At 72.0% G+C, this 16263-nt stretch carries 12 protein-coding genes; 9 read left to right on the top strand and 3 right to left on the bottom strand.

What is annotated here, in order from left to right; genetic code table 11:
- Positions 1–180: 180 nt before the first annotated feature.
- The 4 genes from ACWEQO_RS02255 (at position 181) to ACWEQO_RS02240 (ending at position 4665) form a co-directional block, all read left to right on the top strand.
- Positions 181–753 (top strand): thiocillin family RiPP, encoded by a 573-nt coding sequence (locus ACWEQO_RS02255; RefSeq protein ID WP_452978454.1) that lies wholly within the window; start codon positions 181–183, stop codon positions 751–753.
- A gap of 112 nt (positions 754–865) precedes the next feature.
- Positions 866–2638 (top strand): LuxR C-terminal-related transcriptional regulator, encoded by a 1773-nt coding sequence (locus tag ACWEQO_RS02250; RefSeq protein WP_452978451.1) that lies wholly within the window; start codon positions 866–868, stop codon positions 2636–2638.
- 372 nt (positions 2639–3010) lie between these two features.
- Positions 3011–3853: a PAS domain-containing protein gene (locus tag ACWEQO_RS02245; RefSeq protein ID WP_361448546.1), complete on the top strand. Its 843-nt coding sequence runs from the start codon at positions 3011–3013 to the stop codon at positions 3851–3853.
- A 71-nt stretch (positions 3854–3924) separates the two neighbouring features.
- Entirely contained in the window at positions 3925–4665 is a 741-nt protein-coding gene (locus ACWEQO_RS02240) for a response regulator transcription factor (protein WP_361448549.1), read from the top strand.
- 57 nt (positions 4666–4722) lie between these two features.
- Here the strand turns inward: ACWEQO_RS02240 and ACWEQO_RS02235 are convergent, their stop codons facing one another.
- Positions 4723–5187: a VOC family protein gene (locus tag ACWEQO_RS02235; RefSeq protein WP_452977929.1), complete on the bottom strand. Its 465-nt coding sequence runs from the start codon at positions 5185–5187 to the stop codon at positions 4723–4725.
- A gap of 251 nt (positions 5188–5438) precedes the next feature.
- On the opposite strand from ACWEQO_RS02235, the gene ACWEQO_RS02230 reads away from it, so the two are divergent.
- Positions 5439–8441: a bifunctional [glutamine synthetase] adenylyltransferase/[glutamine synthetase]-adenylyl-L-tyrosine phosphorylase gene (locus ACWEQO_RS02230; RefSeq protein ID WP_452977926.1), complete on the top strand. Its 3003-nt coding sequence runs from the start codon at positions 5439–5441 to the stop codon at positions 8439–8441.
- On the opposite strand, the gene ACWEQO_RS02225 is transcribed toward ACWEQO_RS02230, so the two are convergent.
- Both ACWEQO_RS02225 and ACWEQO_RS02220 read right to left on the bottom strand, forming a co-directional pair.
- Complete coding sequence (locus ACWEQO_RS02225; RefSeq protein ID WP_452977923.1) at positions 8438–9457, bottom strand: phosphatase PAP2 family protein; 1020 nt, start codon at positions 9455–9457, stop codon at positions 8438–8440. The genes ACWEQO_RS02230 and ACWEQO_RS02225 overlap by 4 nt on opposite strands.
- A gap of 121 nt (positions 9458–9578) precedes the next feature.
- On the bottom strand, positions 9579–10613 hold the full coding sequence (locus ACWEQO_RS02220; RefSeq protein ID WP_361448561.1) for a LacI family DNA-binding transcriptional regulator: 1035 nt from the start codon (positions 10611–10613) through the stop codon (positions 9579–9581).
- Between the two features lie 488 nt (positions 10614–11101).
- On the opposite strand from ACWEQO_RS02220, the gene ACWEQO_RS02215 reads away from it, so the two are divergent.
- The 4 genes from ACWEQO_RS02215 (at position 11102) to ACWEQO_RS02200 (ending at position 16253) form a co-directional block, all read left to right on the top strand.
- Complete coding sequence (locus ACWEQO_RS02215; RefSeq protein ID WP_452977920.1) at positions 11102–12373, top strand: extracellular solute-binding protein; 1272 nt, start codon at positions 11102–11104, stop codon at positions 12371–12373.
- A gap of 94 nt (positions 12374–12467) precedes the next feature.
- On the top strand, positions 12468–13472 hold the full coding sequence (locus tag ACWEQO_RS02210; protein ID WP_452977917.1) for a carbohydrate ABC transporter permease: 1005 nt from the start codon (positions 12468–12470) through the stop codon (positions 13470–13472).
- 13 nt (positions 13473–13485) lie between these two features.
- Positions 13486–14397 carry a sugar ABC transporter permease gene (locus tag ACWEQO_RS02205; protein ID WP_452977914.1) on the top strand — a complete coding sequence of 304 codons (912 nt, stop codon included), beginning with the start codon at positions 13486–13488 and terminating at the stop codon, positions 14395–14397.
- Between the two features lie 149 nt (positions 14398–14546).
- Positions 14547–16253 (top strand): glycoside hydrolase family 13 protein, encoded by a 1707-nt coding sequence (locus ACWEQO_RS02200; RefSeq protein ID WP_452977911.1) that lies wholly within the window; start codon positions 14547–14549, stop codon positions 16251–16253.
- Positions 16254–16263 lie beyond the last annotated feature (10 nt).

Here is a 16263-nt window from a genome sequence, read left to right as displayed (position 1 = left end):
CAGCCGACTGGAACAGGGCCTGCCCCTCGGCCGCCCCGGCCCGGCCCGGCCGGACCCCCCCGGCCGCCCGGTCGCGTTGCTCGTCGACGACCTGCAGCGGGCGGGCGAGCCGGCCCTGACCCGGCTGACCGCGTTGCTCGCCGACCCGGAGCCGGGCTCGCTGTTCACGGCGGTCGCCGTGTGCGAGGGCGAGTTCGCCACCGAGACACCGGGTGTGCAGGAGATCCTGTCGGCCGCCGACCAGGTGATCCGGATGGGACCGCTCGACCCGGAGGGAGTACGTGTCCTGCTCGGGGAACGCGGCATCGTGCTCCCCGACGACCAGGTCCACGCCTGGACCCGCGCCACCGGCGGCAACCCGACGCTGATCATCTCCCTGCTGGAACGGCTGGAACGGCTGGAACGGCTGGAACGGCTGGAACGGCTGGAACGTGCGGGCCGTGGTGCCTCCGCGTCCCTGCTCGACACCGCCCGCGCCCGGCCCGCGCCCTGGAGCCTGCGTTCCCGGGTGGCCGCGGCCCTGACCGGTCACCCGGAGTCCGTCGGCCGGCTCGCTGCCTGCGCGGCGCTCCTCGGCGGGGAGAGCGGGACGCACGTCCTCGCCCGGCTGGCGGATCTGGACCCGGTCGAAGGGGACGCGGCGGCCAGGGCGCTGATCGGACTCGGCTGGGCCGCCGACCGCTGGACACCGCCCGTCCTGTGGGACTGCGTACGGGAGGTCGCCGAGGAGGGGATCTCGCTCGCCGACCGTGACCGGCTGCACCGCCGGGCTGCCGAGCTGCTCCATGACTCGGGCGCACCGGCCGAGCGGATCGTTCCCCATTTCCTGGAGGTCGGCCCCGGCGACTGGACCGAGGCCGCGCGGATGATGCGGGAGACCGCCCGCGAAGTGTGGCGCGGTGGCGACGACGCGCTCGCGATCCGCTGTCTGCGCCGGGCCCTGCGCGAGTTCCCGCCCGACAGCCCTCGGCGCGGCGACCTGCTGGCCGTCCTCGCCGACCTGGAACAGGACTCCGACACCTCCGCGATGCTGCGCCACGTCGGCCAGGCGCTCCCCCTGCTGGACACGGGCCCCGAACGCGCCGCGGTCGTGGCCCGTGTGCCGCTCACGCTGTTCCTCTCCGCCTCGCACGCGGCGTCGGAGATGCTGGAACAGGCCACCCCGAAGACACCGGAACCATCGGGGACCTCGGAGAAGACGGAGACCTCGGAGACCTCGGAGGCGGCGGACCTCGGGCTGCGGCTGGAGGCCCGCGTACGGCTCTCGCGGCTCGGCGACCCCGCGGCCCGGACCGCCGCCGTCCAGCGGCTGCGAGCCCTCGACGCCGGACCGTTCCCCGGGACCGGCGCCGATTCCGGTCCCGGTACCGCGGCCCGGCGGGAGCTCACTGCGGTCCTCGTCTTCGCGGGCGTCCTCGACGGCCGGCTGCCCGCCGCCGAGGTCGCCGACCGCACGCGGTGGCTGCTGGAGCACGAACCGGCGTCGGCCGCCTCGGAGTACGGCGCGTCCGCGCTGACGGTCGCCTGCGCGGCCGCCGCGGAGGCGACCGAACCGGCGCGGTGCTGGCTGGACACGGCACTGGAGACGGCGCTGCAGCGCGACCACCGGCGGCTGCGCACGGCCGTGCTGAGTCTGCGCGCGCTCACCGCCGTGCACGCCGGCCTGCCCGCCGACGCCCGGGCGGACGCGCGGGAGGCCTGCGCGACAGCCCCCGACCCGGCGCGGGACCCGGCGGAGGACTCGCTGGAGGACCACGACTGGCTGACGGTGCTCAGCCTGACGTCCGTGGCGGTCGAGACGGGTGACGCCTGGCTGGCGGAGCGGCTGCGCGACCGGCTGGCCCAGGGGCAGGGCGCCGGGCAGCCGGTGTGCGGGCTCGCCCTGCGGGTGCTGCAGATCCCGCTGACCGCGGAACGCGAACTGCCCGCTCTCGCAGCCGATGTGGAGGACGTCGCCCGCCGCGCCGAGGCGGCGGGCTGGTGCGGCCGGACCCTGTTCCCGGTCGACGTGTGGCGCGTGCCCCTGCTGCTCCGCCTCGGCGACCCGGAGGGCGCGCTCCGGCTCCTCGCCCGCGCCTGCGACCGGGCACGGCACTTCGGGGCACCGGCCGCACTGGGCCGGACCCTGCGCATGTGGGGCACCGTGGTGCGCGGCCGCTACGCCCTGTCCCTGCTCGCCGAGTCCGTCACCGTGCTCAGGGAGAGCTCCAACCACCTGGAGCTGGGCCGGTCGTTGACGGCGTACGGGAACCGGATGCGGGCCGCCGGACGGCCCGGCTCCGAGGAGATCCTCGCCGAGGCGGACCGGATCGCCGAGGCGACGGGCGAGACGGTGCTGCGGCGCTGGAACGCCTCGCCACCGCCCTCCCCGCACGGGGCGCCGCCGTGCGGAGGCGTACCGGTGGCCGGCGGGGTGCTCAGCGACACCGAGCGGCGGGTCGCCTCCCTGGTGGCCCTGGGCCACACCAACCAGGACGCCGCCGAAGCGCTCGGCGTCAGTCGGCGGGCCGTGGAGAAGAGCCTCACCAGGCTGTACCACCGGCTGGACGTGGACGGCAGGGCCGGCCTGGTCCCGGCGGTGCGCCGCATGGCGGGAAAGGCGGTCTTCGGTTCGGGCGTGCTCGCCGAACGGCTGTGACCCGGTGGTCCGGGGCGTCGGCGTGGGCAGGGACGCCGGGGCGGGCGCCCGTGTCGGGGCCGGTGACCGGGGGCCGGTGCCCGATCGGTGCACCGAACGGGCTACTCGCGGGTAAGCCGGACGGGCCTCGTCCGGCAATGGAAAATGTGGGTGGAAATGCCGGTAATCCGTGGACGACCGGAGGTTGCCGAGCGGTGTCGTGGGCCGTTTCCCGCCGCTTCCCCGCCCCCGCCGCGACGGTCTCTCCGAACCCGCGGGACGGCGACCACAGTCTTTCGCGGGGCTTCCGGATTCCATTGCACGTCAACGCCCGTGCTCCGTAGGCTGGCTCGCAGCCAGTGAAAGATTCGGGAGAGGGAGGAAGAGACTTACATGGCCCACGCAAAGATCAGTACGGTGGGCGGGCTCCTCCGGGTGGCGGAGGCGCATGCTCATCTGCCCGGGGGAAGCCCGTGTTCCGCCGAAACGCTGCATGAAATAGATTCCTCGCTGTTCGACGCGGAAATCGGGAGCGAGAAGTACCGTGATGCGTTCCTTTCGCTTTTCGAGCGCTCCGGAATCGCTCTCGCCATCCTCGATCTGAATCTTCGGGTGCGTTCCGTCAACAGTCCCGTGATGCCCCGGTGCGCCCGGCGGGCGGACGAACTGCGCGGTCGTGAATTCGTGGAGTTCCTGCACCCGAGTGTGCGACAGCACCTGCTGCGTCAGTTCGGCCGGCTCGTGCAGGGGCACCGCACCCGTCTCGTCGGTCACCCCGTGGTCCTGTCCGTCCACGGCAACACGGTCTCCGGCAGGATCACCGCGTTCCCGGCGACCGACGGCGCGGGCCGGGTCGAGATGATCGTGGTGCAGTTCACGCCGGAGGAGACAGCCGTCGACCACGAGGCGCACGACGACTCGCCGTGGAAGCTGGCCCCGCTCAGCGCGAAGGTCCTGGAGGGCGTCGCGGCGGGTGATCCGACCGTACGCCTGGCGGCCAAGCTGTTCCTCAGCCGGCAGGGCATCGAGTACCACGTCGGCACGCTGCTGCGGCAGTTCCAGGTGCCCAACCGGACGGCACTGGCGGCGAAGGCGTACTCGATGGGCATGTTCAGCCTCGGCAGCTGGCCGCCGAGGGTGCTCCCCGACTACATCCGCTCGGACCGGCAGGCGACGGGGAACGGATGGGACGAGACACGCGCACGCCCGCGGCAGCGCCAGACCTCGGGACGCTGAACGCTCCAGGACGCCGAGCAGGCCAGGACCACGCCGGAACCACGCCGGAACCACGCCAGAACGAGGACGATGTGAAACTACTGGTCGTTGAGGCCAACGAACGGGTGTCGGCGGCTCTCGGGGCAGCTCTGGAGGAGCAGGGCCTGGAGGCGGTGTGCGCGTCCACCGGCAGGGCCGCGCTCGAGTTGCTGGACCGGACCCGCCCGGACGTCGTCCTGCTCGACCTCGCCCTCCCCGACTGCGACGGCTTCGGGCTGTGCGGCGCGATGCGGGCCGCCAGCACGGTCCCGATCCTGGTGACCACCGCGCGCGGGGACCATCTGTCCTGCGTACGAGCGCTCGACCTGGGCGCGGACGACCACCTCGTCAAGCCCTACAACCTGGCCGAACTGCTGGCCCGGGCCAGGGCGGTGATGCGCCGCGGCCGACTCGCCGAGCCCGCCGCCGATTCCGGAACCGCCGTCCCCGCCGCAGCCGTTCCCGACGAGCCCTTCGAGGAACCGCCGGCAGACCTGCTGCTGGCCGGGCGGATACGCATCGACCTGCGGGAGCGGGCCGTCCTGGTCGACGGCGTCCCGACCGAACTGCCGGACGACGAGTTCGACATCCTGGCCGTGCTGGCCCGGCGGCCGGGACGGACCCTGCGCGCCGACCAGCTCGTCGAGGAGATCCTGCGCGCGCACCGGGCGTCGCTGCGCACCACCCTGCCGACCCGGATCGCCTCGCTGAGGGAGCGGCTCGGACCGTCCCGGCTGGTCGAGTCCCCCGAGGACGGGCACTACCGGCTCCCGGCCCCCGAACCGTACGCCTGACGTTCCCCTGAAGTCTCCTGACGTACTCTCAAATCCCCTTGCTTGCCCGGGGGTTGATCACTGCCGGCCGTCGGCCCGGTCCGCCCGTCCCGCCAGGCTCGACAGGAGCCGGTGCAGCGGCTCCGTCGCCCGGCGGCGGTACTCCTGGACGGCCCAGCCGTTGCCGTCCGGGGCCTTGAAGTACATGAACGTGGCGCCGTCGTCCGGGGCGTACTCGACCGGTTCGGAGACCTCCAGGCCGCGGGCGGTCAGTTCGGCACGGGCCGCCTCGATGTCGGCGACGCAGAGCTGGAGGCCCTGGTAGGAGCCCGGGGTCGGCGGGGTGTCGCCCGCCATCTTCCAGATGCCGTCGCCCAGCGCGATCGAGCAGCCGGAGCCGGGGGGCGTCAGCTGGACGATGCGCATGCCCGGCATGACCTCCTGGTCGATGTCGACGTGGAAGCCGACCTTGTCCCGGTAGAAGTCCCGGGCCCGGTCGACGTCACTGACGGGCAGCGGCAGCACTTCGAAGGTCATGTCCATGGGCGCAGCTCCTGATGTCGGTCTCGGCGGCACGCGAACCGCCACCTCGCCCGGCTGAACGGCTCCCCCTCACCGAAGCCGAAAACGGTGCGCGGCGCCACTGAAAACGGGACAGCGTGTCCTGGACCGTGGTGGCTCCCGCGCGCTCTCCCGGAACCCGTCGCCCGCCGTCCCGGGGCCGGGCCCCGCAGGTGCCGATAGGCTCGTCGCCAGTACGACCACCGTGATCCGAGGACCGAGGGAGGCCGGGGATGACGTCGGCGCCGGGGCGCAGGAGCAGTACCTTCACACGGCTGCTGCGGCACGGTTTCACCGACCCGTCCGCCGCCGAGCGGCTGCTGGACGGACCCGAGCTGCTGCCCGTGCGCGCCGACCCGGTGCTGCTGGACGCGCTCGGCGCGACCGCCGACCCCGATCTCGCGCTGCACGGGCTGGTCCGGCTGCTGGAGGCGCAGACCACCGCCACCGACCGGCAGGAAGTGCTCGACACGCTGATCGCCGCCAAGCCGCTGCGCGACCGGCTGCTCGGTGTGCTCGGCTCCTCCGAGGCCCTGGCCGACCACCTCGCCCGGCACGCCGGCGACTGGCGGGCACTGGTCACGTACGAGGCGCGGGACCTGCACCCCGGCCTGGCCGAGTTCGAGGACGGTCTCGCCGGCGTCACCGACCCCGTGTCGCTGCGCGTCGCCTACCGGCGCTGCCTGCTGTCCATCGCCGCCCGGGACGTCTGCGGCACCATCGAGGTGTCCGAGACCGCCGCCGAACTCGCCGACCTGGCCACCGCCACCCTGCGGGCCGCCCTCGCGCTCGCCGAGGCCGAGGCGCCCGGGGACACCGCCCTGTGCAGGCTCGCGGTGGTCGCGCTGGGCAAGTGCGGCGGACACGAGCTGAACTACGTGTCGGACGTCGACGTCATCTTCGTCGCAGAGGCGGTGGGGGACGCCGACGAGGACAAGGCCCTGCGCGCCGCGACCCGGCTGGCCTCGCACATGATGCGGATCTGCTCCGAGAACACCGCCGAGGGCACCATCTGGCCCGTCGACGCCAACCTGCGCCCCGAGGGACGCAACGGCCCCCTCGTCCGCACCCTCGCCTCGCACCGCGCCTACTACCAGCGCTGGGCCAAGACCTGGGAGTTCCAGGCGCTGCTCAAGGCCCGCCCGGTGGCCGGCGACCTCGCCCTCGGCGAGGAGTACCTCGCCGCCCTCCGGCCGCTGGTGTGGCAGGCCGCCGAGCGGGAGAACTTCGTCGCCGACGTCCAGAAGATGCGCCGCCGGGTCGTCGAGAACATCCCCACCGCCCAGGTCGACCGCCAGCTCAAGCTCGGTCCCGGCGGGCTGCGCGACGTCGAGTTCGCCGTGCAGCTGCTCCAGCTGGTGCACGGCCGCACCGATCCCGCCCTGCGCAGCGGCACCACCCTCGACGCGCTGAAGGCCCTCGCCGCCGGCGGCTACGTCGGCCGCGCCGACGCCGCCCAGCTCGACGCCGCCTACCGCTTCCTGCGCTCGCTCGAACACCGCATCCAGCTGTACCGGCTGCGCCGCACCCACCTGGTCCCGGAGGACGAGGCCGAACTGCGCCGCATCGGCCGCTCCCTGGGCATGCGCAACGACCCGGTGACGAGCCTGACCCGCGAGTGGAAGCGGCACGCCGCCGTCGTACGGCGGCTGCACGAGAAGCTGTTCTACCGGCCGCTGCTCGACGCGGTCGCCCAGCTCGCCCCCGGCGAGGTCCGGCTCAGCGCGGAGGCGGCCCGGGAGCGGCTGGTCGCCCTCGGCTACGCCGACCCCGGCGCCGCCCTGCGGCACCTGGAGGCGCTGGCGTCCGGCGTGACCCGCAAGGCGGCCATCCAGCGGACCCTGCTGCCCGTGCTGCTCGGCTGGTTCGCCGACTCCGCCGACCCGGACGCCGGTCTGCTCAACTTCCGCAAGGTCTCGGACGCGCTCGGCAAGACCCCCTGGTACCTGCGGCTGCTGCGGGACGAGGGCGCCGCCGCCGAGAACCTGGCCCGGGTGCTGTCCGCCGGACGGCTCGCCCCCGACCTGCTGATGCGCGCCCCCGAGGCGGTGGCCCTGCTCGGCGACGGGGAGGCCGGGGGCCTCAGGCCCCGTTCCCGCGCCCACCTGGAGCAGGAGATCCTCGCCGCGGTCCACCGCGCCGACGGCGCGGACCAGGCGGTCACGGCCGCCCGCGGGGTGCGCCGCCGCGAGCTGTTCCGCACGGCCGCTACCGACATCGTCGGCTCCTACGGCACCGAGTCCCAGCCCGCCGAGGCCGACCAGGGCGCCCTGGTGGACCTGGTCGGCGGCGCCGTGTCCGACCTGACCGCCGCCACCCTCGCCGGCACCCTGCGCGCGGTCGTCCGGGAGGGCTGGGGGGACACCCTCCCCACCCGCTTCGCGATCATCGGCATGGGCCGCTTCGGCGGCCACGAGCTGGGCTACGGCTCCGACGCGGACGTCCTGTTCGTCCACGAACCGCAGGGCGGCGCGGACGAACGGGAGGCGGCCGACGCGGCCGGCAAGGTCGTCGCCGAGATGCGCAGGCTGCTCCAGCTCCCCAGCGCCGACCCGCCCCTGCTCATCGACGCCGACCTGCGTCCGGAGGGCCGGTCCGGGCCGCTGGTGCGTACCCTGAAGTCCTACGAGGCGTACTACCGCCGCTGGTCCCTGGCGTGGGAGCGGCACGCGCTGCTGCGCGCCGAGCACGTCGCCGGGGACGCGGACCTCGGCCGCCGCTTCATCGAGCTGATCGACCCGCTGCGTTACCCGGCCGCCGGGCTCGACGAGGAGGCGGTGCGCGAGATCCGCCGTCTGAAGGCCCGGATGGAGTCCGAACGGCTGCCGCGCGGCACCGACCCCAAACTGCACGCCAAACTCGGTCCGGGCGGCCTGTCCGACGTGGAGTGGACCGTGCAGCTGATGCAGCTGCGGCACGGCGCGCGGGTGCCCGCCCTGCGCACGACCAGGACCCGGGAGGCGCTGGCCGCCGCCCACGCGGCGGAGCTCGTCTCCGCGGAGGACGCGGCCACCCTCGACGAGGCGTGGGTGCTGGCCACCGGCGTGCGCAACGCGGTCATGCTGGTCCGCGGACGGGCCGGCGACACCTTCCCCACCAACCCCCGCGAACTGGCCGCCGTCGGCCGCTACCTGGGCTACGGACCGGGCCACGCCGGCGACATGCTCGACGCGTACCGACGCACGACCCGCAGGGCGCGGGGCGTGATGGAGGAACTGTTCTACGGCGGTTCCTAGGACCTGTCCGGGGCGTGGGAACCGCCCGGGGCGAGGGCGGAGTCCGGCGTGCGGGGGGCCACCACGCCCGCCCTCCCGCCGTCCGGGACCACCCGGCCGTCGGGGCCGTCCGTGCCGTCCGGGTTCGCGCCGCCGGGGTCTTCGGCGGTCCCGCCTCCGCCGCCCGGACCGGTGGGGCTCCCGCCGCCGTGGTCCGGCACGAGCCTCGGCAGGGCGTACGGGCGGCGGCCGTACCAGACCGTCGCCAGCGCGTAGCCGAAGGCGAGGCAGAGCAGGCCGCCCACCGCGTCCAGCCAGAAGTGGTTGGCGGTGGCGACGATGACCACCAGCGTGCCCGCCGGATACAGCAGCCCCAGGACCCGCGCCCACGGGACGGCCGCCAGCGCGAAGACGGTCAGCCCGCACCACACCGACCAGCCGATGTGCATCGACGGCATCGCGGCGTACTGGTTGGACATGTTCTTCAGGTCGCCGGAGGCCATCGACCCCCACGTCTCGTGGACCACCACGGTGTCGACGAAACCGCCGCCGCTCATCAGGCGCGGCGGGGCGAGCGGGAACAGGTAGTAGCCGAGCAGGGCGACGGCCGTGGTCGAGAACAGCACCGTCCGGGTCGCCGCGTACCGGCCGGGATGACTGCGGTAGAGCCACACCAGGACACCGAGCGTGACCACGAAGTGCAGCGTGGCGTAGTAGTAGTTCATGCCGACCACGAGCCAGGTCACCGAGTTCACCGCGTGGTTGACCGACTGCTCGAAGGCGAGACCGAGCTGCTGTTCCAGCTCCCAGAGCCGGTCCGCGTTGCGCAGCGCCTTGGCCTTCTGCTCCGGCACCGCGTTGCGGACGAGTGAGTACGTCCAGTAACTCACCGCGATCAGCAGGATCTCGAACCACAACCGCGGTCGGCGGGGAGCGCGCAGACGCCACAGCAGCCTCTGCCCCGCCCCGTTTCCGACGGGGTCCGCTGCGGACCGGTCCTCCCGGCCTTTCAGCGTGGTCACCGTCGTTTCACCCATGGGCACAGAGTCTGCCAGAAAAGCCCCTCCCGCAGATCATCCCCCGGTCGGTACCGACCCGCATGTCCTCCCCGGGACAGCGGCCCACGGCCTCCTCCCGGAGCAGGACGCGTCCTCCGCCCTAAGGACGATTCCGGTCCCCGGGGGCCGAAGCGGTCGAACCGCGCACCACCAGCTCCGGCATGAACACGAACTCGCTGTGCGGAGCGGGCGTCCCGCCGATCTCCTCCAGCAGGGTGCGCACCGCGGCCTGGCCCATCGCCGGGACCGGCTTGCGGACCGTGGTCAGCGGCGGGTCGGTGAAGGCGATCAGCGGGGAGTCGTCGAAGCCGACCACCGAGATGTCCCTCGGCACCTCCAGACCGCGCTGCCGCGCCGCCCGTATCGCACCCAGCGCCATCATGTCGCTGGCGCACACCACCGCCGTGCACCCGCGGTCCATGAGCGCGCTGGCGGCGGCCTGGCCGCCCTCCAGGGTGTACAGGGAGTGCTGGACCAGCTCCGTCTCCACGGTCCGGGCGTCCAGGCCCGCCTGCTCCTGCATGGCGCGGACGAAGCCCTCGATCTTGCGCTGCACGGGCACGAACCGCTTCGGCCCGAGCGCCAGCCCGATGCGGGTGTGGCCGAGGGAGGCCAGATGCGTGACCGCGAGCGCCATCGCCGCCCGGTCGTCGGGGGAGATGAACGGCGCCTGCACCTCCGGCGAGAAGCCGTCGACCAGCACGAACGGCACACCCTGGGCGCGCAGCCGGTCGTAGCGCTGCATGTCGGCGGTGGTGTCCGCGTGCAGCCCGGAGACGTAGATGATGCCGGCCACCCCCCGGTCCACGAGCATCTCCGTCAGCTCGTCCTCCGTCGACCCGCCCGGGGTCTGGGTGGCGAGCACCGGCGTGTAACCCTGGCGGGTCAGCGCCTGCCCGATGACCTGGGCCAGAGCCGGGAATATCGGGTTCTCCAGCTCCGGGGTGATCAGACCCACCAGACCCGCGCTGCGCTGCCGCAGCCGCACCGGGCGCTCGTAGCCCAGGACGTCGAGGGCGGCGAGCACGGACTGGCGGGTGGTGGCGGCGACGCCCGGCTTGCCGTTGAGGACGCGGCTGACGGTCGCCTCGCTCACCCCGGCCTGAGCAGCGATGTCGGCAAGACGTGTGGTCACAGCACCGGACTGTATCGGCCGGCCCACTCGTTGCACACCGGACGGACGCCTGGTGCGCGCCGTCGAACGGCCCGCTGCGGGCTGCTGGGTCATCGCTGTCCCTCTTGTCGTGGCATGTCGTGGCACACCACGGCATGTCGTGGTCGGCAGGTCGTGATCGGCGTCCGTGCCGCAAGGGATGATTCCCCCGACGGAAACGGATGGCAAGTACTTGCAGAGTCTTGCACAACAGTCCGAAGCCCGGTCCTGCGACCGGAAACCCGGGGTCGCACGGTGGTCGGAGACCCTCCGGAGCGGGTCAAGGGGAGGTCACGGCGCCATAACTGTCGAGCCTCCTTGCAAAATTTTTCAGCAAAGTCTTTCGGATCGGTTGCATCGCTGTTACGTTCACGTCGCCCGGCGGCCCCATCGGCGCGGCCGGCAGTCGGCAGGGCGGCAGACGGGGCCGCACCCTGCACACCCGGGCTTCACACCCTCAAGGAGTACTCATGCGGCGTGGCATAGCGGCCACCGCGCTGGTGGCGTCCCTCGCCCTCACAGCGACGGCCTGCGGCGGAGACAGCGACAGCGGCGACAAGGCCGACGGCCCGGTCACCATCACCTGGTGGGACACCTCCAACGCGACCAACGAGGCACCGACCTACAAGGCCCTGGTCAAGGAGTTCGAGGCGGCCAACAAGGACATCAAGGTCAACTTCGTCAACGTCCCCTTCGACCAGGCGCAGAACAAGTTCGACACCGCCGCCGGTTCCAAGGGTGCCCCCGACGTGCTGCGCTCCGAGGTCGGCTGGACCCCCGCCTTCGCCAAGAAGGGCTTCTTCCTGCCGCTGGACGGCACCGAGGCGCTGAAGGACCAGGCCGCGTTCAAGCCCAACCTGATCGAGCAGGCCAAGTACGAGGGCAAGGTCTACGGCGTCCCGTTCACCACGGACACCCTCGCCTTCGTCTACAACAAGGAACTGTTCGAGAAGGCCGGCGTCGAGGCTCCCAAGACCTGGGACGACCTGAAGAAGGCCGCCGCCACCATCAAGGACAAGACCGGCGTCGACGGCTACTGGGGCTCCACCGCGGGCTACTACGCCCAGTCGTTCCTCTACGGCGAGGGCACCGACATGGTCGACGCCGACGCCAAGAAGATCACCGTGAAGTCGGCCGAGGCCAAGAAGGCCTACGGCACCTGGCTGGACCTCTTCGACGGCAAGGGCCTGCACAAGGCCGACGTCACCGCCGACGCGTACACCCACATCCAGGACGCGTTCGTCAACGGCAAGGTCGCCTCGATCATCCAGGGCCCGTGGGAGATCACCAACTTCTACAAGGGCTCGGCCTTCAAGGACAAGGCGAACCTGGGCATCGCCACCGTCCCGGCCGGCTCCACCGGCAAGGCGGGCGCCCCGACCGGCGGCCACAACCTCTCGGTCTACGCCGGCTCCGAGAAGGCGAAGCAGGAGGCCGCGCTGAAGTTCGTCAACTTCATGACCTCGGCCAAGGCCCAGGAGACCATCGCCCTGAAGAACTCCACGCTGCCCACCCGCGACGACGCCTACACCGACGAGGTCAAGGCCGACCCGGGCATCGCCGGCTACCAGACGGTCCTCGAGGCCGCCCAGCCGCGCCCGGCGCTGCCCGAGTACAGCTCGCTGTGGGGTCCGATGGACGACGAGCTGCCCCAGATCGCGGGCGGCAAGAAGTCCCTGGACAAGGGGCTGAACGACGCGGAGCTCGCCATCACCAAGCTGGTGCCGGACTTCAGCAAGTAACGCCCGCGTGGCCGCCGGACCCGCTCCCAGGAGGGAGGGCCCGGCGGCCACCGGCCTGTGCCGAACCCCTTGATCATCCAGAAGGTGCCGAACCATGACAGTCGCCATCGACCGCGCGACCGGCAAACGCCGCGGTGACCGCGCGCCCCGCCCCGGCCCGGTCAGCCGCCTGAAGCACGCCTACCAGAAGCACTGGTACGCCTACGCCATGATCGTGCCCGTGGTCGTCGTGCTCGGCACCATCGTGCTCTATCCCCTGGCCTACGGCTTCTACCTCACCCTCACCGACGCCAACAGCCTCAACTCGGCCCGCACCATCGGCGTCAACGAGATCGAGGCCACCTACAAGTTCATCGGCCTGGACAACTACGCCGACATCCTGTGGGGCGAGACGGCCTACGACCGCTTCTGGTCGCACTTCATCTGGACGATCGTGTGGACGGCGGCCTGTGTCGTCCTGCACTACACCATCGGCCTGGGCCTGGCCCTGCTGCTCAACCAGAAACTGCGCGGCCGCACCTTCTACCGGCTGGTCCTGATCCTGCCGTGGGCCGTGCCGACCTTCGTCACCGTCTTCGGCTGGCGGTTCATGCTCGCGGACAGCGGCATCATCAACTCGGGCCTGGGGTCCCTGGGTCTGCCGACACCGCCGTGGCTGGAGGACCCCTTCTGGCAGCGGTTCGCCGCGATCATGGTCAACACCTGGTGCGGTGTGCCGTTCATGATGATCTCCCTGCTCGGCGGACTCCAGTCCATCGACGGCGCCCTCTACGAGGCGGCCGAGATGGACGGCGCCAACGCCTGGCAGCGCTTCCGGCACGTCACCCTGCCCGGCCTCAGGTCGGTCAGCTCCACCGTCGTGCTGCTCGGCGTCATCTGGACCTTCAACCAGTTCGCCATCATCTTCCTGCTGTTCGGCAACACCGCCCCGGACGCCCAGATCCTCGTGACCTGGTCCTACTACCTCGGCTTCGGACAGCAGCCACGCGACTTCGCGCAGTCCGCCGCCTACGGCATGCTGCTGCTGGCCATCCTGATCGTCTTCACCTCCTTCTACCGCCGCTGGCTGAACCGCAATGAGCAGCAGCTCGCGATCTGAGGCAGGAGCCCCCATGAGCACCACCATCGTCAAGACCGCGGCTCCGACAGACCGTCCGGTCGGCGAGAGGACCCCGCCCGTGAAGGTGCGCGGACGCGGGGAACGCGGCCCGCTCGCCCGTCTCACCTCGCACGGCATCCTGGCCGTGGCGAGCCTCGTCGCGCTGTTCCCGGTCGCCTGGCTGGTTTTCCTGTCCCTCGGCCCGGACAAGGACGACTACCTCCGCCCCGGCGGCATCTGGGGCAAGATGACGCTGGACAACTACGTGTTCGTGCTGCAGGAGACGAACTTCTTCCACTGGCTGAAGAGCTCGTTGATCGTCTCGCTCGGCACCACGGTCCTCGGCGTCCTCGTCGCCGCCACCACCGGGTACGCCGTGTCCCGGATGCGGTTCCCCGGGTACAAGAAGTTCATGTGGGCCCTCCTGGTCACCCAGATGTTCCCGGTGGCCGTCCTGATGGTCCCGATGTACCAGATCCTTTCCGACCTTCAGCTGATCGACACCTACTTCGGCCTCATCCTCGTCTACTGCTCGACCGCGGTGCCGTACTGTGCCTGGCTGATGAAGGGATATTTCGACACCATTCCGTTCGAGATCGACGAGGCGGGCCGGGTCGACGGGCTGTCCCCGTTCGGCACGTTCGCCCGGCTGATCCTGCCGCTGGCCAAGCCCGGCCTCGCGGTCGCGGCCTTCTACAGCTTCATCACCGCGTTCGGCGAGGTCGCCTTCGCCACGACGTTCATGCTGGACGACACGAAGTACACGCTCGCCGTCGGTCTGCAGAGCTTCGTCAGCGAGCACGACGCCCAGCGCAACCTCATGGCCGCCACGGCGGTCCTGATCGCGATACCCGTCTCCGCGTTCTTCTACCTCGTGCAGAAGAACCTGGTGACCGGCCTCACCGCGGGCGGCACGAAGGGCTGACCACCACGCCCTTCGTACGAGGACCCCCGCGCGCCCCGAGCGCGCGGGTGGCGGCCGCGGCGGCCCGAACCGACCCCGCCGGCCACCGCGGCCGCCTTCTCTCCTCACTCACCGCACGACCCCCACCCCGATGACACGAACAGGACGACATGAGCCAGCAGCACTCCACCGCCCCGGCACCGACCTCCCCGGACTCCCCGACCGAATCCGCCGCCGTCGCCACCGCCACCAGGCGGCGTGACTGGTGGCGCGAAGCGGTGATCTACCAGGTGTACCCGCGCAGCTTCGCCGACAGCAACGGCGACGGCATGGGCGACCTGGAGGGCATCCGCTCCCGCCTGCCGTACCTGCGCGACCTCGGGGTGGACGCCGTGTGGCTCAGCCCCTTCTACGCCTCGCCGCAGGCCGACGCCGGCTACGACGTCGCCGACTACCGTGCCGTCGACCCCATGTTCGGCAACCTGCTCGACGCGGACGCGTTGATCCGGGACGCCCACGAACTGGGCCTGCGGATCATCGTCGACATCGTTCCCAACCACTCCTCCGACCAGCACGAGTGGTTCAAGCGGGCGCTCGCCGAGGGCCCCGGCTCGCCGGCCCGGGACCGCTACCACTTCCGGCCCGGCAAGGGCGCGAACGGCGAACTGCCGCCCAACGACTGGGAGTCGATCTTCGGCGGCCCGGCCTGGACCCGGGTCACCGAGCCCGACGGCACCCTGGGGGAGTGGTACCTGCACCTCTTCGCCCCGGAGCAGCCCGACTTCAACTGGGAGCACCCGGCTGTCGGTGACGAGTTCCGCTCCATCCTGCGGTTCTGGCTGGACATGGGCGTCGACGGCTTCCGCATCGACGTCGCCCACGGCATGGTGAAGGCCGAGGGCCTGCCGGACCTGGGATCGCACGAGCAACTGAAGCTGCTGGGCAACGATGTCATGCCGTTCTTCGACCAGGACGGCGTGCACGACATCTACCGGCAGTGGCGCCTCATCCTCGACGAGTACTCGGGCGAGCGCATCTTCGTCGCCGAGGCATGGACGCCGACCGTCGAGCGCACCGCCAACTACGTCCGCCCCGACGAGCTGCACCAGGCCTTCAACTTCCAGTACCTGGGCACCCACTGGGACGCGGAGGAGCTGCGCGAGGTCATCGACCGCACCCTGGACGCCATGCGCCCGGTCGGCGCCCCCGCCACCTGGGTGCTGTCCAACCACGACGTCACCCGGCACGCCACCCGCTTCGGCAACCCGCCCGGCCTCGGCACCCAGCTCCGGCTGCCCGGTGACCGCGAACTGGGCCTGCGCCGGGCCCGCGCGGCGACCCTGCTGATGCTGGCGCTGCCCGGCTCGGCCTACGTCTACCAGGGCGAGGAACTGGGCCTGCCGGACGTCGTGGACCTCCCCGACGAGGTCCGCCAGGACCCGGCGTACTTCCGGGGCGCCGGCCAGGACGGCTTCCGCGACGGGTGCCGGGTGCCGATCCCGTGGACCCGCGCCGGTTCCTCGTACGGCTTCGGGTCCGGCGGCAGCTGGCTGCCGCAGCCGGAGAGCTGGGGCGAGCTGAGCGTCGAGGCGCAGACCGGGACGGCCGGCTCCACCCTGGAGCTGTACCGTGCCGCGCTCGCCGTGCGCCGGGAACAGGCCGACCTGGGCGCGGGCGACACGGTGGAGTGGCTCCCGGCCCCGGAGGGCGTACTCGCCTTCCGCCGCGGCGAGTTCGTGTGCGTCGCGAACACCACGGGGGAGCCGGTGACCATGCCGTCCTACGGCAGGGTCCTGATCACCAACGGCGAGGTGACCGTAACCGGCGACGAGGCGAAGGTGCCGGCCGACACGACGGTGTGGTTCACCACGGGCTGACGCTCACCGA

This window comes from Streptomyces sp. NPDC004051 (assembly GCF_053604275.1).
This window is presented reverse-complemented; position numbering and strand designations above follow the sequence as displayed.

Coding starts and splice junctions, on each gene's coding strand:
- ACWEQO_RS02250 (WP_452978451.1), top strand. CDS start 866: ATGATGCGGGAGACCGCCCGCGAAGTGTGGCGCGGTGGCGACGACGCG.
- ACWEQO_RS02245 (WP_361448546.1), top strand. CDS start 3,011: ATGGCCCACGCAAAGATCAGTACGGTGGGCGGGCTCCTCCGGGTGGCG.
- ACWEQO_RS02235 (WP_452977929.1), bottom strand. CDS start 5,187: ATGGACATGACCTTCGAAGTGCTGCCGCTGCCCGTCAGTGACGTCGAC.
- ACWEQO_RS02230 (WP_452977926.1), top strand. CDS start 5,439: ATGACGTCGGCGCCGGGGCGCAGGAGCAGTACCTTCACACGGCTGCTG.
- ACWEQO_RS02225 (WP_452977923.1), bottom strand. CDS start 9,457: ATGGGTGAAACGACGGTGACCACGCTGAAAGGCCGGGAGGACCGGTCC.
- ACWEQO_RS02215 (WP_452977920.1), top strand. CDS start 11,102: ATGCGGCGTGGCATAGCGGCCACCGCGCTGGTGGCGTCCCTCGCCCTC.
- ACWEQO_RS02210 (WP_452977917.1), top strand. CDS start 12,468: ATGACAGTCGCCATCGACCGCGCGACCGGCAAACGCCGCGGTGACCGC.
- ACWEQO_RS02205 (WP_452977914.1), top strand. CDS start 13,486: ATGAGCACCACCATCGTCAAGACCGCGGCTCCGACAGACCGTCCGGTC.
- ACWEQO_RS02200 (WP_452977911.1), top strand. CDS start 14,547: ATGAGCCAGCAGCACTCCACCGCCCCGGCACCGACCTCCCCGGACTCC.